This window comes from Nonomuraea sp. IBHARD001 (assembly GCF_056106265.1).
Map to the genome: position 1 here is coordinate 2,197,132 of NZ_JBWBBW010000002.1, position 23,133 is coordinate 2,220,264.

General features: G+C 70.4%; 24 protein-coding genes. 13 read left to right on the forward strand and 11 right to left on the reverse strand.

Translation table 11 applies throughout. The features are described from left to right. Positions 1-21 precede the first annotated feature (21 nt). Both ACTWNK_RS12225 and ACTWNK_RS12230 read right to left on the reverse strand, forming a co-directional pair. Complete coding sequence (locus ACTWNK_RS12225) at positions 22-876, reverse strand: glutamate ABC transporter substrate-binding protein (protein WP_474304022.1); 855 nt, start codon at positions 874-876, stop codon at positions 22-24. 75 nt (positions 877-951) lie between these two features. Beyond that, positions 952-1,707 (reverse strand): amino acid ABC transporter ATP-binding protein, encoded by a 756-nt coding sequence (locus ACTWNK_RS12230; protein ID WP_474304023.1) that lies wholly within the window; start codon positions 1,705-1,707, stop codon positions 952-954. 183 nt (positions 1,708-1,890) lie between these two features. Between ACTWNK_RS12230 and miaB the strand changes: the two genes are divergently transcribed. Next, positions 1,891-3,390: a tRNA (N6-isopentenyl adenosine(37)-C2)-methylthiotransferase MiaB gene (gene miaB, locus ACTWNK_RS12235; RefSeq protein ID WP_474304024.1), complete on the forward strand. Its 1,500-nt coding sequence runs from the start codon at positions 1,891-1,893 to the stop codon at positions 3,388-3,390. Between the two features lie 158 nt (positions 3,391-3,548). Here the strand turns inward: miaB and ACTWNK_RS12240 are convergent, their stop codons facing one another. Further along, the gene (locus ACTWNK_RS12240; protein WP_474304025.1) at positions 3,549-3,992 is read right to left on the reverse strand and encodes a hypothetical protein; all 444 of its coding nucleotides are present in this window, start codon (positions 3,990-3,992) and stop codon (positions 3,549-3,551) included. Positions 3,993-4,152: 160 nt separating this feature from the next. On the opposite strand from ACTWNK_RS12240, the gene ACTWNK_RS12245 reads away from it, so the two are divergent. Both ACTWNK_RS12245 and ACTWNK_RS12250 read left to right on the forward strand, forming a co-directional pair. Then, the gene (locus ACTWNK_RS12245; RefSeq protein ID WP_474304026.1) at positions 4,153-4,668 is read left to right on the forward strand and encodes a hypothetical protein; all 516 of its coding nucleotides are present in this window, start codon (positions 4,153-4,155) and stop codon (positions 4,666-4,668) included. A 121-nt stretch (positions 4,669-4,789) separates the two neighbouring features. Then, complete coding sequence (locus tag ACTWNK_RS12250) at positions 4,790-5,542, forward strand: isocitrate lyase/PEP mutase family protein (RefSeq protein ID WP_474304027.1); 753 nt, start codon at positions 4,790-4,792, stop codon at positions 5,540-5,542. Positions 5,543-5,624: 82 nt separating this feature from the next. Here ACTWNK_RS12250 and ACTWNK_RS12255 read toward each other — a convergent pair whose 3' ends face one another. Then, positions 5,625-8,918, reverse strand: coding sequence for a glycosyl hydrolase family 18 protein (locus ACTWNK_RS12255; protein ID WP_474304028.1), 3,294 nt, complete (start codon positions 8,916-8,918; stop codon positions 5,625-5,627). A 201-nt stretch (positions 8,919-9,119) separates the two neighbouring features. Between ACTWNK_RS12255 and ACTWNK_RS12260 the strand changes: the two genes are divergently transcribed. Next, positions 9,120-9,809: a class III extradiol ring-cleavage dioxygenase family protein gene (locus ACTWNK_RS12260; RefSeq protein ID WP_474304029.1), complete on the forward strand. Its 690-nt coding sequence runs from the start codon at positions 9,120-9,122 to the stop codon at positions 9,807-9,809. On the opposite strand, the gene ACTWNK_RS12265 is transcribed toward ACTWNK_RS12260, so the two are convergent. From ACTWNK_RS12265 to ACTWNK_RS12285, 5 genes are read right to left on the reverse strand one after another with little or no spacing between them, the layout of a single operon-like run. Continuing rightward, positions 9,781-10,674: a ribonuclease Z gene (locus tag ACTWNK_RS12265; protein ID WP_474304030.1), complete on the reverse strand. Its 894-nt coding sequence runs from the start codon at positions 10,672-10,674 to the stop codon at positions 9,781-9,783. The genes ACTWNK_RS12260 and ACTWNK_RS12265 overlap by 29 nt on opposite strands. 42 nt (positions 10,675-10,716) lie before the next feature. Further along, the gene (locus tag ACTWNK_RS12270) at positions 10,717-11,121 is read right to left on the reverse strand and encodes a type II toxin-antitoxin system VapC family toxin (RefSeq protein ID WP_474310897.1); all 405 of its coding nucleotides are present in this window, start codon (positions 11,119-11,121) and stop codon (positions 10,717-10,719) included. A 7-nt stretch (positions 11,122-11,128) separates the two neighbouring features. Beyond that, on the reverse strand, positions 11,129-11,368 hold the full coding sequence (locus ACTWNK_RS12275) for a hypothetical protein (RefSeq protein ID WP_474304031.1): 240 nt from the start codon (positions 11,366-11,368) through the stop codon (positions 11,129-11,131). 10 nt (positions 11,369-11,378) lie between these two features. After that, positions 11,379-12,440 (reverse strand): NAD(P)H-dependent flavin oxidoreductase, encoded by a 1,062-nt coding sequence (locus ACTWNK_RS12280; protein WP_474304032.1) that lies wholly within the window; start codon positions 12,438-12,440, stop codon positions 11,379-11,381. A gap of 15 nt (positions 12,441-12,455) precedes the next feature. After that, the gene (locus tag ACTWNK_RS12285) at positions 12,456-13,058 is read right to left on the reverse strand and encodes a flavodoxin family protein (RefSeq protein ID WP_474304033.1); all 603 of its coding nucleotides are present in this window, start codon (positions 13,056-13,058) and stop codon (positions 12,456-12,458) included. Positions 13,059-13,148: 90 nt separating this feature from the next. Between ACTWNK_RS12285 and ACTWNK_RS12290 the strand changes: the two genes are divergently transcribed. Further along, entirely contained in the window at positions 13,149-13,736 is a 588-nt protein-coding gene (locus ACTWNK_RS12290) for a TetR family transcriptional regulator (RefSeq protein WP_474304034.1), read from the forward strand. A gap of 110 nt (positions 13,737-13,846) precedes the next feature. After that, entirely contained in the window at positions 13,847-14,365 is a 519-nt protein-coding gene (locus ACTWNK_RS12295; RefSeq protein ID WP_474304035.1) for a methylated-DNA--[protein]-cysteine S-methyltransferase, read from the forward strand. Positions 14,366-14,375: 10 nt separating this feature from the next. Here the strand turns inward: ACTWNK_RS12295 and ACTWNK_RS12300 are convergent, their stop codons facing one another. Continuing rightward, the gene (locus tag ACTWNK_RS12300) at positions 14,376-14,711 is read right to left on the reverse strand and encodes an Rv0909 family putative TA system antitoxin (protein ID WP_474304036.1); all 336 of its coding nucleotides are present in this window, start codon (positions 14,709-14,711) and stop codon (positions 14,376-14,378) included. A 92-nt stretch (positions 14,712-14,803) separates the two neighbouring features. Between ACTWNK_RS12300 and miaA the strand changes: the two genes are divergently transcribed. The 4 genes from miaA (at position 14,804) to ACTWNK_RS12320 (ending at position 19,665) form a co-directional block, all read left to right on the forward strand. Further along, the gene (gene miaA, locus ACTWNK_RS12305; protein WP_474304037.1) at positions 14,804-15,706 is read left to right on the forward strand and encodes a tRNA (adenosine(37)-N6)-dimethylallyltransferase MiaA; all 903 of its coding nucleotides are present in this window, start codon (positions 14,804-14,806) and stop codon (positions 15,704-15,706) included. Beyond that, entirely contained in the window at positions 15,694-16,500 is an 807-nt protein-coding gene (gene dapF, locus ACTWNK_RS12310; RefSeq protein WP_474304038.1) for a diaminopimelate epimerase, read from the forward strand. Before miaA ends, dapF begins: the two co-directional genes overlap by 13 nt. A gap of 63 nt (positions 16,501-16,563) precedes the next feature. Continuing rightward, complete coding sequence (locus ACTWNK_RS12315) at positions 16,564-17,304, forward strand: SCO6745 family protein (RefSeq protein ID WP_474304039.1); 741 nt, start codon at positions 16,564-16,566, stop codon at positions 17,302-17,304. Positions 17,305-17,382: 78 nt separating this feature from the next. After that, complete coding sequence (locus ACTWNK_RS12320) at positions 17,383-19,665, forward strand: tetratricopeptide repeat protein (RefSeq protein ID WP_474304040.1); 2,283 nt, start codon at positions 17,383-17,385, stop codon at positions 19,663-19,665. Positions 19,666-19,709: 44 nt separating this feature from the next. Here the strand turns inward: ACTWNK_RS12320 and ACTWNK_RS12325 are convergent, their stop codons facing one another. Continuing rightward, positions 19,710-21,074 carry an MFS transporter gene (locus tag ACTWNK_RS12325; protein ID WP_474304041.1) on the reverse strand — a complete coding sequence of 455 codons (1,365 nt, stop codon included), beginning with the start codon at positions 21,072-21,074 and terminating at the stop codon, positions 19,710-19,712. Positions 21,075-21,193: 119 nt separating this feature from the next. On the opposite strand from ACTWNK_RS12325, the gene ACTWNK_RS12330 reads away from it, so the two are divergent. The 3 genes from ACTWNK_RS12330 to ACTWNK_RS12340 all read left to right on the forward strand — a co-directional run bounded on the left by ACTWNK_RS12330 (position 21,194) and on the right by ACTWNK_RS12340 (position 23,077). Beyond that, positions 21,194-21,808 carry a TetR/AcrR family transcriptional regulator gene (locus ACTWNK_RS12330; RefSeq protein WP_474304042.1) on the forward strand — a complete coding sequence of 205 codons (615 nt, stop codon included), beginning with the start codon at positions 21,194-21,196 and terminating at the stop codon, positions 21,806-21,808. A 33-nt stretch (positions 21,809-21,841) separates the two neighbouring features. Further along, positions 21,842-22,600: an SDR family NAD(P)-dependent oxidoreductase gene (locus tag ACTWNK_RS12335; protein WP_474304043.1), complete on the forward strand. Its 759-nt coding sequence runs from the start codon at positions 21,842-21,844 to the stop codon at positions 22,598-22,600. Between the two features lie 114 nt (positions 22,601-22,714). Beyond that, on the forward strand, positions 22,715-23,077 hold the full coding sequence (locus ACTWNK_RS12340) for a phosphomannose isomerase type II C-terminal cupin domain (RefSeq protein ID WP_474304044.1): 363 nt from the start codon (positions 22,715-22,717) through the stop codon (positions 23,075-23,077). The last annotated feature ends 56 nt before the right edge of the window (positions 23,078-23,133 follow it).

Here is a 23,133-nt window from a genome sequence, read left to right on the forward strand (position 1 = left end):
GCGCGGTCCGTGCGCGAACGGTCAGGCGCAGCCGGCCGGGGTCGGGGCCGTCGTCGACCACTTCAGGCCGGTGTTGTTGAAGTGCTTCTCCAGGAGCTTGACGGCGGTGCCGTCGGCCCACATGGCGGCGACCGCGTCGTTGATCGCCTTGCAGGACTCCAGGTCGCCCTTCTTGATGCCGATGCCGTAGTTCTCGTCGGTGAACGGGGCGCCCGCGACCTTGACCGAGCCGCCCTCGCGTGCGGCGAAGCCCGCCAGGATGGTGTCGTCGGTGGTCACGGCGTCGATCGCGTTGCCCTTGAGCTTGGTGATGCACTCGTCGTAGCCGCCGGCGGGCACGAGGGTCGCGGCGACCTTCTTGTTCTCCTTGTTGGTGCCCTCGACGATGTTCTTCCACGAGTTGGAGCCGCTCACCTGGCAGACCTTCTTGCCGGCGAGGCTGTCCAGCGTGGTGATCGAGGTGTCGTCGGCGCGGATCAGCGTGTCCTGGTGGGCCACGTAGTACGGCCCGCCGAAGGTCACCTTGGGCTTGCGCGCCTCGGTGATGGAGTAGGTGGCGATCACGATGTCGACCTGGCCCTGCTGCAGGAAGGTCTCACGGTTGGCCGAGCGGGCCTCCTTGAACTCGATCCCGCTCTCCGGCACGCCGAGCTTGCCGGCGATGTACTTGGCCACGTCGACGTCGAATCCCTCGACGGTGCCGTCCGGCTTCTTCAGGCCGAGGCCCGGCTGGTCGTACTTGACGCCTACCACGATCTTCTTCTCGTCCTTGGCCTTCTGCAGGACGCTTGCGGGAGCGCTCTCTCCACAGGCGGCGAGTCCTGCGACCAACAGACCGGCGGCGGCGAGAACGGCTCCCACGCGACGAATACGCATCAGCGATACCTCGGCTTTCTCAGTGCGGAAAAATCGGTGCGTCAGGATCAGTGCGTCAGGGTCAGTGGGTCGGGATCAGTGCGTAAGGATCTTGGAGAGGAAGTCCTTGGCCCGGTCGGTCTTCGGCGAACCGAAGAATCCGTCGGGGGTGTCCTCCTCGACGATCTGGCCGTCGGCCATGAACACGACGCGGTTGGCCGCCCTGCGGGCGAAGCCCATCTCATGCGTGACGACCATCATGGTCATCCCGTCGCGGGCCAGTCCGATCATCACGTCGAGCACCTCCTGGACCATTTCCGGGTCCAGTGCCGAGGTGGGCTCGTCGAAAAGGATCATCTTGGGGTCCATCGCGAGCGCCCGTGCGATCGCGACGCGTTGCTGCTGGCCGCCGGAGAGTTGAGCCGGATACTTCTGTGCCTGTGCGGCGATGCCCACCCGTTCGAGCAGCTCCATCGCCCGCTGTTCGGCCTGCGCCCTGGCGATGCCGCGCACCCTGGTCGGGCCGAGTGTGACGTTCTCCAGGATGGTCTTGTGCGCGAACAGGTTGAACGACTGGAACACCATGCCGACCTCGGAGCGCAGCTTCGCCAGCGCCTTGCCCTCGGCGGGCAGGGGGTTGCCGTCGAAGACGATGGTGCCGCTGTCGATGGTCTCCAGACGGTTGATGGCCCGGCACAGTGTGGACTTGCCACCTCCGGATGGTCCGATCACGACCAGCACTTCGCCTCGGGAGACCGTCAGTTCGATTTCCTTCAGGACGTGCAGGGTCCCGAAGTATTTGTTGACGTTCTCCAGCCTGACGAGTGGAGTCGTGTCCCCGTTCTCCGTCATGGCTCAAAACGTAAAGCGGTCTGGGACACCCGTCACTAACTGGCCGGTACCGATCAGATCACGGCCAGATCACTAGAGGGCGATTTATGCATTTACATCCATTTTCACGCTCTGTGATACGACTCGTTCGAGGCGTTGACCGGTACGACACTGGCCCTGGCAGCGCCTACCCTGGATACCGAGATGACTGTGACCCAGGAGAGCGCCCGCACGTACCAAGTGCGTACCTATGGGTGCCAGATGAACGTTCACGACTCCGAGCGGCTGTCGGGCCTGCTGGAGGACGCCGGCTACGTGCCCGCGGCCGACGGCGACGCCGCCGACGTTGTCGTGTTCAACACGTGCGCCGTGCGCGAGAATGCCGACAACCGCCTCTACGGCAACCTCGGCCACCTGCGCCCGGCCAAGATGAGCAACCCCGGCATGCAGATCGCCGTGGGCGGTTGCCTGGCCCAGAAGGACCAGGGCGAGATCGTCCGCAAGGCGCCCTGGGTCGACGTGGTGTTCGGCACCCACAACATCGGCTCGCTGCCGGTGCTGCTGGAGCGCGCCCGCATCGCGGGAGAGGCCCAGGTCGAGCTCAAGGAGTCGCTGGAGGTCTTCCCCTCCACACTGCCGACCAAGCGGGAGTCGGCCTACGCCGCGTGGGTCTCGGTGTCGGTCGGGTGCAACAACACCTGCACCTTCTGCATCGTGCCCGCACTGCGCGGCAAGGAGAAGGACCGCCGTCCGGGCGAGGTGCTCAACGAGGTGCGCACACTGGTCGAGCAGGGCGTCCTCGAGGTCACGCTGCTCGGGCAGAACGTCAACACCTACGGCGTCGAGTTCGGCGACCGGCTGGCGTTCGGCAAGCTGCTGCGCGCCTGCGGCGACATCGAGGGCCTGGAGCGTGTGCGCTTCACCTCGCCGCACCCGGCCGCCTTCACCGACGACGTCATCGCGGCCATGGCCGAGACGCCCAATGTGATGCACCAGCTGCACATGCCGCTGCAGTCCGGCTCGGACCAGGTGCTCAAGGCGATGCGCCGCTCCTACCGTGCCGATCGTTACCTCGGCATCATCGAGCGCGTGCGCGCGGCCATGCCGGACGCCGCGATCTCGACCGACATCATCGTGGGCTTCCCCGGCGAGACCGAGGAGGACTTCCAGGGCACGCTGGAGGTCGTCAGGCGCTCGCGCTTCGCCAACGCCTTCACCTTCCAGTACTCCATCCGGCCAGGCACGCCCGCCGCGACCATGCCGGACCAGATCCCGAAGGAGGTCGTCCAGGAGCGTTACGAGCGCCTGGTCGCCCTGCAGGAGGAGATCGCCTGGGAGGAGAACAAGAAGCAGGTCGGCCGCACGCTCGAGGTGCTGGTCGCCGAGGGCGAAGGCCGCAAGGACGAGGCGACCCGCAGGCTGTCCGGCCGTGCGCCCGACAACCGCCTGGTGCACTTCGCCGTGGGCGAGGACACCCCGAGGCCCGGCGACATGGTCACCGTCGAGGTCACCTACGCCGCGCCGCACCACCTGGTGGCCGACGGCGCCATGCTCGGCCTGCGCCGCACCCGCGCGGGCGACGCCTGGGCCGCCAGGCAGGGCGCACCCGCCCCCGCCAAGGGCGTCTCGCTCGGCATGCCGACCATCGGCCGCCCCGCCCCCCTGCCGGTCGCCGACGCCCCCGGGTGCGCGATCCCCGGCTGACCTTTTCTGTTGTACGGCGTGCGCACGCCCGTGTTCCGCGATCGCGGAGCGCGGGCGTGCGGCCGTTCGCACCGGGGCGGCCCGGGGTAGCCCAGGAGGCCGGGTCACTCCTGGAGGCAGGGGTGCTCCTGGGGTCCGGGTCACTCCAGGAGGCGGGCTCAGCCCAGCAAGTGGTCGAGGATCATGTGGCAGTAGTCGCGGCGGGTGTCGCGGAAGGTCGCGCACGGGTCGGGGCCGGAGGGCGGCTCGGCCGACGGGGTGTCGCGGCGCGGCGGCGTCGCCTTCCTGCGGCGCTCGCCGGGCGCCGCGGCGACACTGCGGTTGGGGACCGGGCGGGCGAGGACACGCCGGCCCGATGCCGGGGCGGGCACGCGTCTGGTCCAGCCCCTGGCCGCCACCGGGGGCGTCTCGGTCTTCCCGGTCTTCCCGGTCGCATCGGGCGAGGGGGAAAGCGGCCTTATCGCAGGGGGAGAGGGGCTTTTCTCCGTGGCCGTCGGCGATTTCGCCGCCCTCGACGGAGTGTAGGGAAGATCGTCAGGAGCGGCCGATCGGCCGAGCAGAATTCCGGCCCCGCCCACCCCCGCGACCACCACTGTGATCATCAACGCACCCCGCCAGCCTGCGCGTATCCATGCGAGAAGGGACAAGTCGTGATTCCTTCGTGATAGGTGCGTGGGCATTGCACTACTGCGGCTAGTGTGGGCCAACACCCGCGGAAGCCGTGGCGGTTTCCCCCCAATACGACCGCAGGAGTTGTCACACATGGACGGGCACGCCGACCCCACTCCCGCCAAGACGCCGAACCCCCGGCGCAAGACCTGGCTCGTCGTCGCGGCGGCCCTCGTCGCCGTGCTGGCCGCGGGCGGCATCGGCTTCGCGCTGGCCGGCTCGACCTCGGGCACACCGGACGGGACGAAGACATCGGACACGGCGGGCAAGGGACAGCCGGCCGTACCGTCCGACGGGCCGAGCGCAGGCCCGAGCGAGTCGGCCGAGTCCGCCGAGCAGGGCGCCTCCGACGACCTGGGCGACGACGGCCAGGGCCAGTCGGGCACCGCCACCCAGGACGACCCCGGCACCGGCGACGCGGGCACGGGAGACTCGGGCACCGGTTCCACGGGCTCCACCGGTTCCACGGACAAGGGCTCGGCGGGCCAGGGCACCGGCAAGCCCAAGCCCAGCTCCAAGCCCAGCACCCCGCCGAGCGAGCAGCCGGACGACCCGGCCGACGGCCCCGGCGGCCTGGTGGGCGGCCAGTGCTCCAAGAACGGCTGCTGACCGGCTCGTACCCGGCGAAGCGGTATCCCGGCCACCGGCCCACCCCGGCGAAGTGGTACCCCCGATATGCCCCCCGATTGGCTCTTACCGGCTCCCACCTGCGCCCATAGAGTCGCTCGGCATGACGGATGTGAGTGCGGGGGCGCTTCGGGCGCTGCATGTGGCCGGGCGGCCCGTGGTGCTGCCGAACGTGTGGGACGCCGTGTCGGCCAAGGCCGTACAGGCGGCGGGGTTTCCGGTCGTGGCGACGGGGAGTGCCGCGATGGCCGAGGTGCTGGGCTACGACGACGGTGAGGACACGCCCGTCGCGGAGATGATGGCGGCGATCGCCCGCATCGCCAGGGCGGTGCGCCTGCCGGTCACCGCCGACGTCGAACGCGGCTACGGACTCGACCCGGCCGAACTGGTCGCCAGGCTGGCCGACGCGGGCGCCGTGGGCTGCAACCTGGAGGACACCGACGCCGGCACCTCCACGATGATCGACGCGGAGCAGCAGGCACGGTTCCTGGCCTCGGTACGGCAGGCGGCCGACGCCGAGGGCATCGACCTGGTGATCAACGCCCGGATCGACTCCTACTGGGCGGGATCGCGCACCCTGCGGGAGGCGGTCGAGCGCGGCAGGCGCTATCTGGACGCGGGCGCCGACTGCGTGTACCCGATCAGCCTGCAGGACCTGGGAGAGATCGAGGAGCTGGCCTCCCAGGTGGGCGGCCCGGTCAACGTGCTGTTCAAGCGCGGCGGCCCCTCGCTGGCCGAGCTGGCGGAGGCGGGCGCGGCACGGGTGAGCTTCGGGCACGGCCTGCACGCCTCGGCCGCGGAGCACACGGCCGCCCAGCTGATCCGCATCGCCGACGGCCGCGACCCCTACGTGTAGCGAGCACCGGTCCCTGAAACGGCCAATCGGCCCGATCCCCCCAGGCGGATCGGGCCGAGCGGCCGCATGTCCCGGTGCGGTCTTAGCGTGGGTTGTCGGTCGAGAGCCGGTAGGACTGGCCTCCGAACGTCACCACGAAATTGGATGGACTGGCGATCGGCAGGTCGTAGCGGAGCTGGATCTCCTTGGACGCGCCGGGGGCGATGCTCTCGTAACTCGGGACTGTGATCTTGACCCGATGGAAGTCGCCCTTGAGTCCGCCGACGTTCGTCCCCGTATGGCCTGCGGTGACCGTGAGCGGCCAGCCGGTCGTCTGGCTGAGTGTCGCCGGAGCCGACGTGCCGTAGTCGAACTCGATCGTCGCGTTGCCGGGGATGGCGGTCGTGGAGTTGTTGGTGAACTTGATCTTCGGTGAGATCGGGTAGTTGGCGTCGCCCACCGCGAACCCGCCCAGGCTGACCTGGACGTTCAGCGTCTGCGTCGGCATCGTTCTGGTGCCGGCTCGCAGGTTGCCGTACGGGGCCGCGGTCTTGAAGGTGTTGTAGATCTTGGTGGTGAGCGTGTCGCCGATGAAGTACTCGCCTCTGCCGCCGTCACGCTGGGGGTAGTAGGCGTAGTCGCCCGCCAGCTCCCAGATCATGATGCCGCCCATGCCCTTGGCCGCGACGTAGTCGGCCTTGGCCTGCACCGACTGGTCGTCCTCGGTGGAGAGGTAGACCTTCTTGTCGTTGTTCCACAGCCACGGCGCGACCATGGAGGTGGAGTACTTGCGGACGTAGGTGCCGGAGATGCGGTCGGTCGGGTCGGTGTCGGGCGTCAGGCCGTACTGGGTGATGTAGCTGCCCTGCTTGCCCTCCTGCAGGTTCTTGAAGTGCCAGACCGGGTTCACACCGGCGGGCACCTCCTTGCCGCCCGCGTCGAGGTCGTGCCAGACGTTGTCGATGCCGATGGCGCCGTCGCCGCAGGGCACGGTCGAGCCGATGTCGGACCCGGTGCCCTTGGGGCACTTGGTCTGGTCGGCGAGTTTCGACAGGCCCCAGAGCCCGTCGACGCCGCCGGTCACGCCCTTCCAGCCTCGGCTGTAGTAGCCCAGGCCGAGGTTGATGCGTCCCGACTGCATGGCGCCGCGCAGGTGGTGATAGGCCCAGTCGCCGTTCATGTACCCGATGCCGCTGTAGGTGCCGTAGACGTTCCAGTGCTTCATCTCGGCGTCGCTGCCGTCGTCGTAGAGCGCCTGCAAAGGCCCGACGAACTGGTTCCACGCGCCGTGGAGGTCGTACGTCATCATGTTGGCGAAGTCGAGGTACTGGGTGACCTGGTAGTTCTCGCTGCCGCGCAGGATCCAGCCCGACGCCGTGGTCGCGGCGGTGAGCAGGTAGTACTTGCCGTCGGCCACCGAGGCGGCGTCGAGCTTCTCGCGCAGCGTCTTCATCAGGTTGACGTATCCGGCCATCAGCGTGGCGCGGCGCGGGTTGGAGAACTGGAAGTCGTCAGGGTTTCCGGCGTTCGGCGCGGACGTCGCGTACTCGTAGTCGATGTCCAGGCCGTCGAAGCCGTAGTCCTTGAGGAACTTCACCGCGGAGTCGGCGAAGGCGTTGATCGAGGCCTGCGAGGAGGCCATCGTGTAGAAGCCGCCGCTCGGCTGACGCACGCCGTTGTCGTCGATGTAGCCGCCGGTCTCGGCCCAGCCGCCGACCGAGAGCATCGTCTTGACGTTCGGGTGCTGCTTCTTGAACTTGTTGAGCAGGTTGAAGTGTCCCTTGTAGGAGTACGCCGGGTCCATCTCGGCGCCCGCGACGCCGGGCCACTCCATGCCGGTCGAGACGTTGTTCGGACCGGGCCCGCCGACCGAGACCTTGTTCTGGCCGTCGATGTGGGCGAACGCGTAGTTGATGTGGGTGATCTTGTCCCACGGGATGTCCTTGGCGAGGTAGGACGGTGCGCCATTCTTGCCGGTGCGCCAGTTGGTGAAGTACCCGACGACCCGGCGGGGGTGGTCGGCGCCCATCTTCTCTCGCCCGTTGGTGTCATAGACCGTGCAGTACGGCACGCCGGTCACATTCGGCGCGCGGTAGAGGCCGTCGGGGCGGCAGGCCGACTGGTCGGTCGGCTGCTGCTCGGTCCTGACGGTGACGGTGCCGGAGTAGGCCGAGACGTTGGCCGCCGCGTCCTTGGCCCTGACCTTGAAGGTGTACTCGGTGTCGGCGGTCAGCGAGCCGACCGTGGTGGTCGTCGCCGGGGGGTTGCCGGTGACGGTGGTGGCCAGCGTGCTGCCGTTGTACACCTCGTAGGCGACGACACCGGTGTCGTCGGTGGAGGCGCCCCACTGCAGCGTGACGCTGGTGGTCGTCTTGCCGGTGGAGGTGGGGGTGCCCGGCGTGGTGGGCGGCTGGAGGTCGGGCGCGTCGGTCCTGACGGTGACGGTGCCCGAGTGCGCGGAGGTGTTGGCCGCCGCGTCCTTGGCCCTGACCTTGAAGGTGTACTCGGTGTCGGCCGACAGGGAGCCGATCGTCGTCGTCGTGCCCGGCGGGGTGCCGGTGACGGTCGCGGCGAGGTCGTCGCCGTTGTACACCTCGTAGGCGGTGACGCCCCTGTTGTCGGTGGAGGCGTCCCACTGCAGGGTCACACTGCTCTGCGTCTTGCCGGTGGAGGACGGCGTGCCCGGCACGGTCGGCGCGTCGGTGTCGGGCGCCTCCGGCAGGGTGCGCACGGTGGTCTCGGGGGAGGGGGGAGACTCCTGGCCGATGGTGTCCTTGGCGCGCACGGTGAAGGAGTAGTTGCTGTCGGCGAAGAAGCCTTCCATCAACGCCGAGTTGGTGGTGACGGTCTTGGCCTTCTTACCGCCCACGTACACGTCGTAGGAGGAGACGCCCTTGTCGTCGGTGGAGGCGGCCCACGTCAGCGAGACGGTGGTGATGCCCGGCGTGCCGACCGGTTTGCCCGGTGCGGTCGGCGGGGTGTCGACGGGACCTCCGGCGCAGGGATTGCCGTTGATCTTGCAGTTGAGGGGAGGGGTCTTCGGACCCATCCCGACGAAGCCGAAGCTCCTGGTGCCCGTGGTCCCGCCTGCGGGCACATTCGCGTTGGTGCTGGCCGGGCGTACGGTGACATGGCTGCCGCTCACGGTCGGCGTGCCGTTCCACCAGTTGCCTATGGTCTGTCCGGCGTTGAGGTCGAATTCGAGGGTCCAGGTGGTGGCTGCTGCGTCGCCGGTGTTCTTGACTTCGTAGCCGCCCTGCCACCAGGTGCCTCGATCGCTCGCGGAGAAGGTGGCGGTCAGCGTGGCTGCGGCGTACGCGGCTGTGGCGCCTGTGGCGACCAGAGCGAGCGAGACGACCGCGACCAGCACAGCCCTCCAGGAACGGAGACGGGACATGGTGCTTTCCTCTCTGACGGAGGAATAAAAGAAAGGAAACTTTCCTATTAGTTCGGGAAGTTACGCACGTCACACCAGGTCGTCAACCCAACACTTTGTCGCTGCTACGGCGTTATACCGGTATGTGGACGGAATGCGGGTGGGACGTGGGCCGGGCGCGGGTGGGGAGTCGTGCCCGGTCGCTCCGATAATCTGGCTCGCGTGCTAGTCGCCGCGGCCGTGTGCCCGCACCCGCCCCTGCTCCACCCCGCCCTGGCCGGTGCCGCCGCCCCCGAGCTCGACGGCCTGCGCGCCGCCTGCGACGAGGCCGTCACCGCCCTGCTCGGCGTCGGGCACGACACGCTCGTCGTCGTCGGCGGCGGTGAGCGCACGGCACGCCACGCGGGGGACGCCGCCGGGTCGCTGGCGCCCTGGGGAGTGGACGTGCGAGTGGGCGAGGGTGAGGCGGTGCTGCCGCTGTCGCTCACACTCGGGCGCTGGCTGCTCGGCCCCTCACGGGCGCCCGACTCGATGGACGAGATCGGCTTCGACGCCGACACCGCCGAATGCCTGGCGCTCGGCGCCTCGCTCGGTGGCGATCGGCGGGTCGCCCTGCTGGTGATGGGGGACGGATCGGCGTGCCTGAGTGAGAAGTCGCCCGGCTATCTGGATCCCGACGCCCAGGGCTACGACCAGCGGATCGGCGCCGCGCTCGGGGCGGCAGACCATCGCGTGCTCGCCGGGCTGGACGTCGCCGAGGCCGAGCGGTTGCAGGTCGGCGGGCGGGCCGCCTGGCAGGTGCTCGCCGGTGCCGCGGTGGGGTCGAGCGGTCTGACCGGGCGGTTGCTCGCGGCCGAAGCGCCCTACGGGGTGGGGTACTTCGTCAGCGTCTGGGGACCGGGATTCGCATGAGGTCGCGGGCGATGTGCACCTCGCCGTCGTAGCTTCGCCGTACCTCCTCCAGGAAACGGGGCTCGTCGGCCGGGCCGTACCTTTCCGAGAAATGGGTCAGGACCAGGCGTCTCACACCCGCCTCCGCCGCCACCTTGCCCGCGTCGGCCGCCGTCAGATGGCCGTGCTCGGTGGCCAGCGCCGCCTCGGGCGACAGGAACGTCGACTCGATCACCAGCAGGTCCACGCCTTCGGCCAGGTCGAACACGCCGTCGCACATCCGGGTGTCCATGACGAAGGCCATGCTCTGCCCCTTTCGCGGCGTGCTGCACTGCTCCAGCGTCACACCGCGTACGGCACGGCCTCGCTGCAACTCGGCGATCTCCGGGCCGCTGATGCCATAACGCCTGAGCATCTCGGGAAGCATCCTGCGGCCCGCCGGTTCGTCCAGGCGGTAGCCGTAGGCCTCGACCGGGTGCGACAGCGGCCTGGCCGTCAGCCCCTCCAGCCGCCATTCGCCGCCCGACACCGGGTGCTCGGTGATGCGATCGGTGTCGGCGAACGCCGCCGCGTGCCTGAGCCCGCGCCAGTACCTCTCGCCGGAGGCCGGGTACACCGCCCGCACCTCGTGCCGCACCCGGTCACGCGCGATCCGCTGCACCACGCCCGGCACCCCCAGGCAGTGGTCGCCGTGGAAGTGCGTGACACAGATGTGCGTCACGTCGTGCGCACTGACCCCCGCGAGCAGCATCTGCCGCTGCGTGCCCTCGCCCGGGTCGAACAGATACCCCTGGCCGTCCCACAGCAGGAGATACCCGTTATGACTGCGATGCCGCGTAGGCACGGCACTCGCCGTCCCCAGCACGACCAACTCTCTGACCGACACGCCCCCGATGGTAGGCGCTGACAGCCGGGGCGGACCAAAGCGTCACGGCAGCAAGGTGAAGTGGCCGCCACGGGAGTTCTGGACGGCTCCGAAGTGACGATGATCGATGGTGGCGATCTCCGGAACGCCGAGCCGCTCGGCGACGGCGATCACGGCGGCGTCCACCGCTCCCAGCGGGAAGTCGGCGTATTTCACCACCAGACCTTTCATCCTGGCCACGTCGGCGGTGGTCAGCGGCTCCATGGTCAGTTCGCCATCCACGATGGACTGGAGGAAGGCGGCTTCGGCGGCAGGCCCGACCCGGGACTCCAGCAGCCAGCAGACCTCGGCCAGTACCGGGCCGGGAAGAATCAGCGGACCGGCGTGGGTCTCAAGAAGATCAAGGCAGCGGGCGCGTGGTCCTTGTCCTTCCGATTCATCGCCGCGTACAGGGGGCCGGTGTCGCAGATCAGCACTAGCGGGCCCGGAAGCGGTCGAGGAGGAGTTCCTCTGCGCGCTCGGCGCTGTCGGGGGCGTCGGCGATGATCCCGGCGAAGGAGAGTCGCCGCCGACGTCCGTCCGATTCCCCGGGCGGGGGCGCGGGATCGCTTTCGACGAGTTCGAGTGCGACGGCGCGCAACGCTCGCGCCTGGTTCGGCGTCAAGCGGTCGACCAGCCGGTGCAGGTCGTCGTACTCCTCGTGTGCCGCGCTCATGAGAGTGAGCTTACGCCGCACCGAAGATCGTCAGGATGCGTCTCGCGTCGTTCACCAGCTCGTTCAGGTAGTCGGCTGCCGGGCGGGGGTGGGTGAGGGCGGCGGACTGGCCGGACCACAGGTTGGTGTGGGCGGGGGAGCCTGCCTGGCGGATGGGGAGCATGAGGGTGTTCTGGATCGGGTACGGCGGGACGTCGGGTTCGGCGTGGGACAGGGCGGTGGTGAGGTCGTTGGGGATGGCGCGGGCCAGGCGGCCGGAGAACAGGCGGGTCAGGATGGTCGTACGGGCGTGGGGGCCGTGGAGGGCCGCCTTGTGGATCGGGCTCGCGCCGGACTCGTCGGTGGCGAGGAAGCCGGTGCCGATCTGGACGCCGTCGGCGCCGAGGATACGGGCGGCGGCCACGCCACGGCCGTCGGCGATGCCACCGGCGGCGATGACGGGCACGGTGACGGCATCGGCGACCTGCGGCACCAGGGAGAACGTGCCGACGAGCGACTCCCGCACCGGACGCAGGAACGCCCCGCGATGGCCTCCGGCGTCGCTGCCTGAGGCGACGACGGCGTCGAGCCCGGCCTCCTGCAGCGCCACGGCCTCGTCGACCGTGGTCGCGGTGCCGATCGTCAGGATGCCCTTGCGCCTGGCCTCGGCGAGCACCGGGGCGGGCGGCACGCCCATGACGAAGCTGATGACCGGCGGCTCGGCGGCCAGCAGGGCTTCGGCCTGGGCGGCGAAGTCCTGCCCGGTCAGCGAGTCGATCGGCGGCGGCGTCACGCCGAGCTCGTCGTAGTAGGGACGCAGCCGCTCGATGTGGCGTTCCAGGTCGTCCGGCACCTCGCCCTCGCCCGGCTGCGGCACCCACAGGTTCACCGCGAACGGCTTGCCGGTCGCCGCACGCAGGTCGGCGACCAGGACGGGCAGCGCGTCGGGTGCGAGCGCGTGCGCGCCGAAGGAGCCGAGACCGCCCGCCTCCGACACGGCGGCGGCCAGGGCGACGGAGGAGTTCCCGCCGCCGAACGGGCCCTGGACGATGGCGTGCTCGATGCCGATCAGGTCTTCCAGATGTCTGGTCATGTCGTGATCTCCGGTTCAGAGGGTGGCGAGGGCGCGACGGCCGTGCAGGAGTTCGGCGGCGGTGGTGGCGACCCGCCTGCCGAGGTGTTCGGCCGTACGCAGGTCGGCGGGTGAGGGCGCCTGGTCGGGTCCGATGTCGGTGGGCGACTGGGCCATCGCACCGGCGAAGCCGCCGAGCCTGTTGAGGTCGTCCGAGCTGCCGGTCGAGGTGTAGATCCAGCCGGGCGGCAGGCCGAGCGTCACCCAGTGCATGCCGTGCTGGGCGGCGAGCAACATCATCGAGGTGAGGGTGTTGAGCTTGTCGCCGCTCGCGCCCGCCGAGTTCGTGAAGCCCGCCGCGATCTTGTCCCGCCAGCCCGCACGCGCCCACACGCCCGAACTGGCCTCGGCGAAGGCCTGGAAGACGCTGGACTGGCTGCCCATGTACGTCGGCGAGCCGAACACGATGGCGTCGGCGGCGTCGAGCGCCTCCCACAGTCGCTCGTCGAGGTGGGAGACGTCGTACAGGCCGGCACGTGCGCCTGGCGCCGAGCCTGCTCCTTCGGCCACGGCCTGGGCCTGGCGTGCGGTGTGGCCGTAGCCGCTGTGATAGGCGACGGCGACGGTGACGATGGTCATGCGGTCCTCCGGATGGGTGGTGACGCCGACGCTAGACGACCGGTCAACTATTACGCAAGCCGGATAGTTGACCGGACGTATACTCGCCCCATGGGACGGACGAGCACAGCCAGGGAACGCCTGGTCGAAGCCGCATGCGAGCTGATGCGCAGCCGTGGGTACGGAGCGATCGGCGTGGCGGAGATCTGTGCGCGCGCCGGTGTGCGCAAGGGCAGCTTCTACCATTTCTTCGAGTCCAAGCAGGCGCTGGCCGTCACGGTCATCGACACGCACTGGCAGGCGCAGCGCGCCGTGTGGGGGCGGGCGCTCGCCGCCGACGTGCCCGCGCTCGACCGGCTCGAGCGGTTGTTCGCCGCGCAGGCGCTGGCCCAGTCCGAGGCCAAGGCCGGCGGCGGTGTGGTCGACGGGTGCCTGCTGGGCAATCTCGCCGTCGAGCTCAGCGGGCAGGACGAGGTGCTGCGCACCCGGCTCGGCGAGGTGTTCGACGAGCAGATCGCCCTCGTCCTGGCCACCCTCGCCGACGCCGTGACCGAAGGCGCCCTCGCGAGCGCCGACCGCGCGACCGCCAGGGCGCTGGTGGCCCAGCTCGAAGGCATGGTCCTGTTCGCCAAGCTGGCCGACGACCCTCACGTCCTCGACGGGATGTGGGCTCAGGCGCGGCTGTTGCTGGCCGCGTGACACCTGGGAGCCGCGTGACACATGCGAGCTGCAGGCCCTCGCCGCGTCGTGATACGGCGAGCGCGTAGGACCCGCCGATTCTGTCGGTGGGCGTGCGTACGATGCGTGGCATGACTGTCGCATTCGCCGACTTTTCCACGCCGACCGGTCAGATGATGGTCGCGGTGTCCGAAGAGGGCGTGGTCGCCGTCGGATGGCGCACCGGGCCGGCCGCGCGGGCCAGGCTGGCCGAGCAGCTCGCGCTCACCGAGGTCGTCGATCCGGGCCGCACGACGGCCGTGCTCGCCGAGTTCGACGCCTACTTCGAGGGTGAGCTGCGCACGTTCGCGACGCCGCTGGACTGGCGGCTGACCTCGCGCAGTGCCCGGCAGGTGCTGCAGGCCCTGCACGCCGTGCCCTACGGCAAGGTCGTCACCTACGGCGAGCTGGCCAGGCGGGCCGAGTCGTCCGTGCCTGCCAGGGGGATCGGCTCCATCATGGGGGCCAATCCGATCCCGATCATCGTGCCGTGTCACCGCGTCGTCGCGGGCAACGGGCTCGGCGGGTTCAGCGGAGGCGTGGGTGTGGAGTCCAAGCGCTGGCTGCTGACCCACGAGGGGTATCTGCAGCCAACGCTGGAGCTCTTCTAGCGGCCGGGGCTCAGCCCTGCTTGCCGTCCAGCTTGTCGGCGACGTTTCGGGCGGCTTCGGCGCCCTTGTCGATGTGCTGGCTGTACTTCCCGTCGGTCGCGCGGTCGGCGGCGTCCGCGGCCTTGTCGATGCCGCTCTTCGCGGCCTCCTCGGCCTTGCCCATGAGGTCGCCGGTCTGCTCCTTGAGCTTGTCCATCATGCCGCCCGCCGAGTCCTTGGCGTCGGCGGCGGCGCCCTCGGCCTTGGTCGTGGCGCTCTCGGCTGCCGACTTCGCCTGCTCAGGGACGGTCTGCGTCTTCTCGCCCTCGCCGCCCAGCATTTCCTTGACCTTGTCGAAGATCGACATGTCGTTCCCCCCGATGGTTCTGGCTGCGGGCCGATGGCCGCAGTGGTGTTCCCCGGTTCAGTCATACCCAGGGAGTTGACACACTTATCGATGTGGGTCAGCAGCCAGTCATCGCCGTCGTGGGTCCGACCGCGGCAGGAAAGTCCGATCTCGCCGTGGATCTAGCGCTTCGGCTGGGGGGTGAGTGCGTCAACACCGACTCCATGCAGCTTTACCGAGGAATGGACATCGGAACGGCCAAACTCGACCTTTCCGAGCGCAGAGCCGTACCTCATCACCTTCTCGACATCTGGGATGTGACGGTCACCGCGAGTGTCGCCGAGTACCAGCGGCTGGTCCGGCCGCTCATGGACTCGATGCTGGCAGGCGGGGTGACGCCGGTGCTGGTCGGCGGGTCGGGGCTGTACGTCCGGGCGGCGCTGGACGACCTGGAGTTCCCCGGCACGGACGCGTCGATCAGGGCCAGGCTCGAGGCCGAGCTCGACGAACGCGGCGCCGCGCCGCTGTATGCCAGGCTGGCCGAGCTCGACCCGGTAGCGGCGGCCAACATCCTGGCGACCAACGGCAGGCGTATCGTCCGGGCGCTGGAGGTCATCGAGCTGTCCGGACGGCCGTTCTCGGCGACGATGCCCTCCTACGACGCGCTCTATCCCAGCGTGCAGGTGGGCGTCGAGGTGCCGCGTCCCGTGCTCGACGAGCGCATCACACTGCGGGTCGGCCGGATGTGGGAGGCGGGCCTGGTCGACGAGGTGCGCGGCCTGCTGGAGCACGGCCTGGCCGAGGGGCGCACGGCGAGCAGGGCGCTCGGGTACGCCCAGGTCCTGCGCTTCCTGGCGGGCGAGTGGAGCGAGGAGCAGGCCTACGAGGAGACGGTCAGGGCCACCCGCAGGTTCGCCCGCAGGCAGGAGTCGTGGTTCAGGCGCGATCCCCGGGTGATCTGGGTGGCGCAGGACGACCCCGCGCTGCTGGATAGGGTGATGGCATGCGTTTCCTGAAGGGGCACGGCACCGAGAACGACTTCGTCATCCTCCCCGATCTCGACGACGAGCTCGACCTGACGGCCGCGCTGGTCGCCCGCGTCTGCGACAGGCGCGCGGGCATCGGCGCCGACGGCGTGCTGCACGTGGTGCGCACCAAGTCCAGCGACGAGGTCGCGAGCCAGGCCGGACAGGCCGAATGGTTCATGGACTACCGCAACGCCGACGGCAGCGTCGCCGAGATGTGCGGCAACGGCGTGCGCGTCTTCGCCCGCTACCTCGTCGACGCCGGACTGTCCGGGCCGGGCGAGTTCGGCGTGGCCACGCGTGGCGGCGTCAAGCGCGTGCGCCTGGGCGAGAGCGGCGACGTCACCGTCGACATGGGCCTGCCCGTCGTGTACGGCGAGAGCGTCACGTCCGTCGCGGGCGTCGACTACACCGGACTGCACGTCGACGTGGGCAATCCGCATCTGGCCTGTGTGATCGGCGACCCGGTCGCCCAGCTCGACCTCACCCACCAGCCCGCCTTCGACCCCGCGGTCTTCCCCCAGGGCGTCAACATCGAGCTGCTCAACGCCGTCGGGCCGAGGCGCGCGGTCATGCGGGTGTTCGAGCGCGGCTCGGGCGAGACGCGCTCGTGCGGCACCGGCGCCGTCGCCACCGCGGTCGCCGCCGCCCACCTGGCGGGCGAGACGAGCGGCACCTGGGCGATCGAGGTGCTCGGCGGCACCGTCCAGGTCACCCTCGACGAGGAGAGCAGCTACCTGAGCGGCCCCGCCGTCATCGTCGCATCGGGCGAGCTCACTCTCTGACCGCTGCGCGTACTGCGCCTGCCGTACTTGCCGAACGATGTTCTAGTAAGTGATGCTGAACCCATGGACCCCAAAGCGACGGCTGCGGCAGTCAAGATCCCGATCGGTGCGCTCGGCGGCGGATTCATGATCTCCCGCGAGGTCAAGGCGGCATGCGAGCGCAGCGGTCTCGGCGCACGCGAGATGTACTTCCGCGGGCGCTGCGGCGTGCTCGGCGAGGTCGACGCGTCGGTCGTGACGGCGGCTACGTTCTTCTTCCCGCCCGAGCACGTCGAGGAGCACTGGGACGCCGGACGCGCGCTGCCGGTCGGCGAGGCCGTCGAGCTGTTCGCGGCGGCGTGCGACGCCTGGGGTGCGCGCAGGCTGGCGCCCGACCACGACTGCGTACGGCTGGCCGAGATCCTGCTGCCCGTCGTCGAGCAGGCCTCCGTGCTCGGGGCGCCGCTGTTCGCCGGGTGGCGCGCGCTCCCGCTGCCCGCCGATCCGGCCGCCAGGGCCATGCGGCTGCTGCACCTGGTGCGCGAGTTGCGCGGCGGGCTGCACGCGGTCGCCGTGCAGGCCAGCGGGCTGACCCCGCTGGAGGCAACGCTCACCGGCGAGCACGGCGGCGCGCCGCTGGGCGTCTCCGCCGGGGTGGCGATGGCCAGGTTCTTCGAGTGGCGGGAGCCGTACCCGGAGCCGGGGCCCGAGACGGTCGCGCGCAGGGCCGAGGCGGAGGCGCTGACGGACGAGCTGATGGCGCCCAGCTTCGCCGTACTGGCGGGTGACCAGAGACAAGAGTTGCTACGCCTGCTGCATGTGTGAAGGTCAGCGGTGTGCCGAGGGCTGAATGCGGTCGTTCGCGTTTGGGGCACCCCCCGTGACCTGGCAGACTGACGGACCATGGACGTGGACATCTGGGCCTGGGTCGGCGACACCCAGCGGCAGCTTGCTGAAGACGGAAACGCCGGCCTCGCCATGGCGTTGGGCGACCTGCCCGCGCAGGCCTACGAAGGCCGCTACGCGCAGCTCGACGTGATGGCTCCGGCCATCGCGCAGCAGGCGGAGGTGCTCGGTCTGCCCTGGATGGAGTTCTACGCCCGCTACTGGCACCTGATCGGCAGGGTCGGCGACCGGGCCCAGGGCGTGGTCGCCATCGGCGACGCCGAGGAGCTCGTCGCGTTCTCGCGGCGCGAGGACGTGCGCGACTGCCCGGCCGCGCCCGCGGCCGTCGAGGCGCTCGCCCAGACCTGGGCCAATGCCGACTCCGCCGGTTACGCCGCCGAGCGGCTGGCCACGGTGGGTCCCGTCCTCGACTCCGTCGAGCCGGACTCGCCCGCCTTCTGCGGCCTCGTGACGCAATACGTCTCGGCGCTGACCGACGACGGCAGGGCCGAGGAGGCCGTGGCCTACGCCGAGGCCGCCGTCGAGCGGCTGAGTGCCGCCGGGGCCCAGGCGAGCTGGGAGCTCGGCGCCGAGAGCGCACGCGCGCTGCTGGCCGTCGGCCGCACCGAGGACGCGCTGGTCGCCCTCCAGGCCGCCGCCGACTTCAAGCCGGACGACCCGGTCGCCAAGCCGCACCGCGAGGGTGTGCGCCGCGCGCTCATCCTGGCCACGCTCGGCAGGCCGGCCGAGGCCGTCGACGCGCTGCCCGACCTCGATGTCGTCGGCGACCACCCGCGTTCGTTCGTCGAGTGGTCCCACGCCGTCAACAAGCTGGCGAGCTCCTCGCAGATCACCAACACCTGGCAGCTCGGCCGGGTGCTTCGCCAGTGGACCGACTACTTCGGCATGATGGGCTGCTACCGCTCCCGTGTCGAGCTCGCGCTGGTCGCGGGCGATCTGGCCATCGCGCGCAAGGGCCTGTGGCAGGCCAGGCTGCTGGCCGACGTGGCCGAGGCCGGCACCGCCGAGCTCAGGACCACCGAGGGCCTGCCCGAGCGGATCGCCGCCCTGCGCGCCGCCGCCGACGCCGCCACCCCGGCGCCCGCGCCCGGCCCGGCGGCCGAGCTGGTCGGCATCTTCGACGCCGCCGACGGCCGGGTCGCCGACCCCGAGGCGTGGATCGGCTGGCTGGCCCCGCTGTCCGGCCAGGACGTCGAGGCCACGCGCAGGCACACCACCACGCTCGGCTTCCTCGGCTACCCGGCGACCGGCGCCGACGTCTACTGGACGATGCTGGTCGACGGCGGTTCGATCGCCACGGCCGACGCCGAGGACGTGGGCTACCTCACGACGCTGCTCATCGAGGCCCGTCAGGACGAGCGTCTGGAGCAGATGGCCGCCCTGCTGCCGCATGCCGCCCAGCACCTCACGCTGGCCAGGCTGCACGCGGCCCGCGAGCGCTGGGCCGAGGTCGTGGAGGAGGCGGGCCATGCCAAGGAGGCCGGGGCCGGCATCGAGGCCAAGCGCCTGCTCGCCGGGGCCCTGCAGCAGCTCGACCAGGACGGCAAGGGCGCCGAGGTGCTCCGCGAGGCGCTGTCGGACGCCGACTCCGGCGACGAGGACGTCTGGCGCATGATCGTCATGGCGTCCGCCGCCGAGGACTGGGAGACGGTCAGGGCGGGTGCCGCCAAGCTCGGCATGCCGCTGACCTCGACCGAGGGTCCCGTCGAGGAGGAGATGGGCCTGATCAGGGTCATCCTGCCCTCGCCCGACGGCGGCCAGCGCCAGGTGCTGAGCCTGCGCACCGGCCCGGCCACGGCCCGCCTGGCGCTCCCGCAGCCGCGTGGCATGGACTACAACGCCGGAGACCTGGTCGTCTTCAACCCCGAGCTCCTCGAGCCGATCCCCGACGACCCCGAGGAGCAGCAGAACTTCGTCCCGCCGTTCGCGGCGGTGCGCATCCTGCGGCCCGGCGGCTACACCAGCTACTTCTTCGACGGCGCCGCGCCGAGCGAGGAGGACTGGTCGGAGTTCAACGAGGTGCTGGCCGAGCGCGGCTGGCCCATGTGGGTCTACAGCGACGAGAACTACCAGGTCACCCATCCCACGACCGGCGAGTCGCTGCCCGGTGTCTTCGGCTGGGTGGCCGTGCCGCCGACCGTGTCGCCCGCCGAGGTCGACGCCCTCCTCGACGACGCCACCGAGCGCTGGGTGCACCCGCTGGCCTGGCTGGAGCTGGCCCAGCAGCTCGAGGTCGAGGTCGAGCGGCACGAGCGCATCGTGAAGGAGTACGGCCTCTAGGCCGAAGGCGGGACGAGGGGCGGAGGCGTGAGCTTCCGCCCCTTTCACGTGCGCTCGCCCCTCAGGAACACCGCCGCCAGCACGCCACCGGCCGCGGCGAGCAGGGCGTTGACCAGGATCGCGGCGCTCACCCCGGTGAGCACGGAGGAGCCCGAGGCGACGACGGCGGTGGTGATGGTGCTCATGACCGGGATGCCCATCGTGATGCCGATCTGCTGCGTCATCGTGGCCAGGCCGGTCGCGAGCCCCTGCTCGGCATCGGGCAGGCCGGACGTCGCGGTGACCATGAAGCCGACGATCGCCACCATGTTGCCCACACCCCCCGCGAACGTCGCCACCAGCAACACCGGCAACCACCCACGCGAGTCCCCGAGCGAGACCAGCGCGAGCGTGGCCACAGCCTGTACGGCGAAGCCGACGACAAGGGCGCGGCGCGTGCCGAGCCGGGCCAGGACGCGAGGCGCGAGCACGCCGCCCGCCACGGTGCCCGCGCCGAGCACCCCGAACGCCAGACCGGTCGCCAGCGCCGAGTACCCCAGCACCTTCTGCAGATAGATCGTCAGCAGGAACACCAGCGACGTCTCGGTCAGGAAAGCCAGCAACCCGGCCACATTCCCCCAGCTCACCGAGCGACGCCGCAGAATACGCACGGGCACGAGCGGCGAGCCCACGCGCCTCTCGACCGCCCAGAACACCGCGAGCGACGCCACCCCGAGCGCCAGGAAGCCGATCGCGGCGGGGTCCCCCCAGCCGTGCTCGCCCGCCACCGTCAGCCCGTAGACCAGCGCCAGCAACCCACCGGTGACCGCGACGGCCCCGGGCACGTCCAGCCTGCCGCCCCCGTCCTGACGGCTCTCGGCGAGCAGCCTGGGCGCGACGGCGAGCACGCCCAGCACGACGGGCACATTGACGAGGAAGGCCCACCGCCACGACAGCAGGTCGGTGAGCAGCCCGCCCAGCACGGCTCCCGCGGTGAACCCGGCCGACATCAGCGCGCCGTTGAGCCCGAGCGCCCGGTCGCGCAGCCTGCCTTCGGCGAAGGAGGTGGTGAGCAGCGACAGCCCGGCCGGTGTGACCATGGCGGTGGCCAGCCCCTGAGCGACGCGCGCCGCCAGCAGGACGCCGGGGCTCGTCGCCAGGCCGCCGGCCAGCGAGGACACGCCGAGCAGGACCATGCCGAGCAGGAACAGCCTGCGCCTGCCGAACAGATCGGCTATCCGCCCGAACAGCAGTGTGAACCCGGCGGCGGTGAGCGCGAACGCGGTGGCGATCCACTGCAGCGACCCGAGCGGGAACCCGAGGCCCTGGCCGATCACCGGCAGTGCGACGTTGAGGATGGAGAAGTCGACGGCGAGCATGAACTGCGACAGGAGCAGCACGACGAGAACGGCACGCTGCCGAGACGTCATGCGCTCCCCGGGCCTTGCGAGGACTGCGGTCATGAGATGAACCCCAAACGGGAGATTTGTTCCGTTAAGATGATGGGGACGCTAGCACCTCTTCGCGCTTAATGGAACTGGAGACCCATTTGGACCCCACCCCCGGCACCGTACGGCCAGGCGGACGCACCGCGAAGGTCCGGCAGGCGGTCATGGAAGCCACGCTCGCCGAACTGCTCGACGGCGGCTTCCACGGCCTCAACATGGACCGCGTCGCGGTCAGGGCGGGCGTCGGCAAGACGACCGTCTACCGGCGCTGGGGCCACACGATCGGCCTGGTCACCGACCTGCTGATGGCGCTCGTCGAACGGGCGACACCCCTGGTCGACACCGGCTCGGTCGAGGCCGACCTGACCGCCATGGGCCGGGGCATGGCCGCCTCGCTCACCGACCCCGCGACCAGGGCCGTCGTCGAGGCCGTCGTCGGCGCGGCCACCTGCGACGCCGACGCCTCGGCCGCCCTGTCGGCGTTCATCGACGGCAGGACCGGCCAGTGGGGCGAGGTCGTCGACAAGGCCGTGGCGCGCGGCGAACTGCCGCCGGGCACGGCGGGTATCGAGGTGGCCCGGGCGGTCGCCGCGCCGATCTACTACACGCTGCTGATGCGCCGCAGGCCGCTCGGCGCCGAGGTGGCGGACGCGGCCGTGCGTGCGGCGCTCGCGGCGGCCAGGGCGGGTGCGTTCACGGCGGAGCCCGGCCTCTAGAATCTCCTTCGGTAGCTATCTGGGAGGTCCAACGTGCTCGACCGGTTCAAGCTCGACGGCAAGGTCGCGATCGTCACCGGAGCGTCGTCGGGGCTCGGCGTCGCGTTCGCGCGGGGTCTGGCCGAGGCGGGCGCCGACATCGTCGTCGGCGCGCGGCGCAAGGACCGGCTCGCGGCCACGCGGGAGCTGGTCGAGGCCGCGGGACGGCGTTGCCTTGCCGTACGGACCGATGTGACCAGTCCGGAGGACTGCACGGCGCTGGCCCAGGCGGCGCTGGAGGAGTTCGGCGCGGTGGACGTCCTCATCAACAATGCCGGGGTCGGCACGGCGGTGCCTGCGTTGCGCGAGACGCCGCAGGAGTTCAGCCAGGTCGTCGAGATCAACCTGCACGGCACGTACTGGATGGCCCAGGCCTGCGCCCGCGTCATGAAGCCGGGCTCCTCCATCGTCAACATCGGCAGCATCCTGGGCGAGACCACGGCCGGGCTGCCGCAGGCCGCCTACAGTGCCTCGAAGGCCGCCGTCATCGGCCTGACCCGCGACCTGGCCCAGCAATGGACGGGCAGGCGCGGCATCCGGGTCAACTGCCTGGAGCCCGGCTTCTTCGCCTCGGAGATGACCGAGCAGTACGCCGAGGGGTACCTGGAGCGCATGCTGGAGCAACGCGTGCCGATGGGGCGCCCCGGAGACCCGGCCGAACTCGTCGCGGCGGCGATTTTCCTGGCCTCCGACGCGTCGTCTTATGTGACCGGCGTCACTTTGCCGGTCGATGGCGGTATCCTCGTCACCTGAGCTCCGTAGGGGATCACCCTGGCTTCACCCGGGAGTCTCCGGAGCAACGTGTGCAGGTCACCGGCCTGTGCCACAGTTCATCTCATGACTTCGCAGGGCGACGATGGAGGCATCTTGCTGGACAGCGACCGGCTCGACAAGGTGATCCGCGACGAGCGGCCATGGGGGGCGTTCGAGCAGTTCACGCTCAACGAGGCGTCCACCGTCAAGATCATCACCGTGAATCCGGGCCAGCGGCTGAGCCTGCAGCGCCACGAGCACCGCGACGAGCTGTGGGTGGCGCTCGACCCGGGCGCCGTCTTCGAGATCGCGGGCGAGCGCATCGAGCCCGAGGTCGGCGACCGGGTGCTGATCAAGGCGGGCCAGACCCACAGGCTCAGCTCCAGCGGCCCGGCGACCCGCATCCTGGAGGTCGCGTTCGGCTTCTTCGACGAGGGCGACATCGAGCGCCTCGAAGACTCCTACGGCAGGGCCTGAGCCACGGCCGCGAGGTGAGGTGGGGACGCCGGTTCTCCACCTCATCCGGACACTTG

What these genes read in the sequence shown, in the direction of transcription:
- ACTWNK_RS12230 (WP_474304023.1), bottom strand. Translation starts at nt 1,707, where the DNA reads ATGACGGAGAACGGGGACACGACTCCACTCGTCAGGCTGGAGAACGTC.
- ACTWNK_RS12275 (WP_474304031.1), bottom strand. Translation starts at nt 11,368, where the DNA reads ATGAGCGCGGCACACGAGGAGTACGACGACCTGCACCGGCTGGTCGAC.
- ACTWNK_RS12300 (WP_474304036.1), bottom strand. Translation starts at nt 14,711, where the DNA reads ATGTCGATCTTCGACAAGGTCAAGGAAATGCTGGGCGGCGAGGGCGAG.
- dapF (WP_474304038.1), top strand. Translation starts at nt 15,694, where the DNA reads ATGCGTTTCCTGAAGGGGCACGGCACCGAGAACGACTTCGTCATCCTC.
- miaB (WP_474304024.1), top strand. Translation starts at nt 1,891, where the DNA reads ATGACTGTGACCCAGGAGAGCGCCCGCACGTACCAAGTGCGTACCTAT.
- ACTWNK_RS12320 (WP_474304040.1), top strand. Translation starts at nt 17,383, where the DNA reads ATGGACGTGGACATCTGGGCCTGGGTCGGCGACACCCAGCGGCAGCTT.
- ACTWNK_RS12250 (WP_474304027.1), top strand. Translation starts at nt 4,790, where the DNA reads ATGACGGATGTGAGTGCGGGGGCGCTTCGGGCGCTGCATGTGGCCGGG.
- ACTWNK_RS12315 (WP_474304039.1), top strand. Translation starts at nt 16,564, where the DNA reads ATGGACCCCAAAGCGACGGCTGCGGCAGTCAAGATCCCGATCGGTGCG.
- ACTWNK_RS12255 (WP_474304028.1), bottom strand. Translation starts at nt 8,918, where the DNA reads ATGTCCCGTCTCCGTTCCTGGAGGGCTGTGCTGGTCGCGGTCGTCTCG.
- ACTWNK_RS12290 (WP_474304034.1), top strand. Translation starts at nt 13,149, where the DNA reads ATGGGACGGACGAGCACAGCCAGGGAACGCCTGGTCGAAGCCGCATGC.
- ACTWNK_RS12225 (WP_474304022.1), bottom strand. Translation starts at nt 876, where the DNA reads ATGCGTATTCGTCGCGTGGGAGCCGTTCTCGCCGCCGCCGGTCTGTTG.
- ACTWNK_RS12295 (WP_474304035.1), top strand. Translation starts at nt 13,847, where the DNA reads ATGACTGTCGCATTCGCCGACTTTTCCACGCCGACCGGTCAGATGATG.
- ACTWNK_RS12325 (WP_474304041.1), bottom strand. Translation starts at nt 21,074, where the DNA reads ATGACGTCTCGGCAGCGTGCCGTTCTCGTCGTGCTGCTCCTGTCGCAG.
- ACTWNK_RS12240 (WP_474304025.1), bottom strand. Translation starts at nt 3,992, where the DNA reads ATGATCACAGTGGTGGTCGCGGGGGTGGGCGGGGCCGGAATTCTGCTC.
- ACTWNK_RS12280 (WP_474304032.1), bottom strand. Translation starts at nt 12,440, where the DNA reads ATGACCAGACATCTGGAAGACCTGATCGGCATCGAGCACGCCATCGTC.
- ACTWNK_RS12245 (WP_474304026.1), top strand. Translation starts at nt 4,153, where the DNA reads ATGGACGGGCACGCCGACCCCACTCCCGCCAAGACGCCGAACCCCCGG.
- ACTWNK_RS12285 (WP_474304033.1), bottom strand. Translation starts at nt 13,058, where the DNA reads ATGACCATCGTCACCGTCGCCGTCGCCTATCACAGCGGCTACGGCCAC.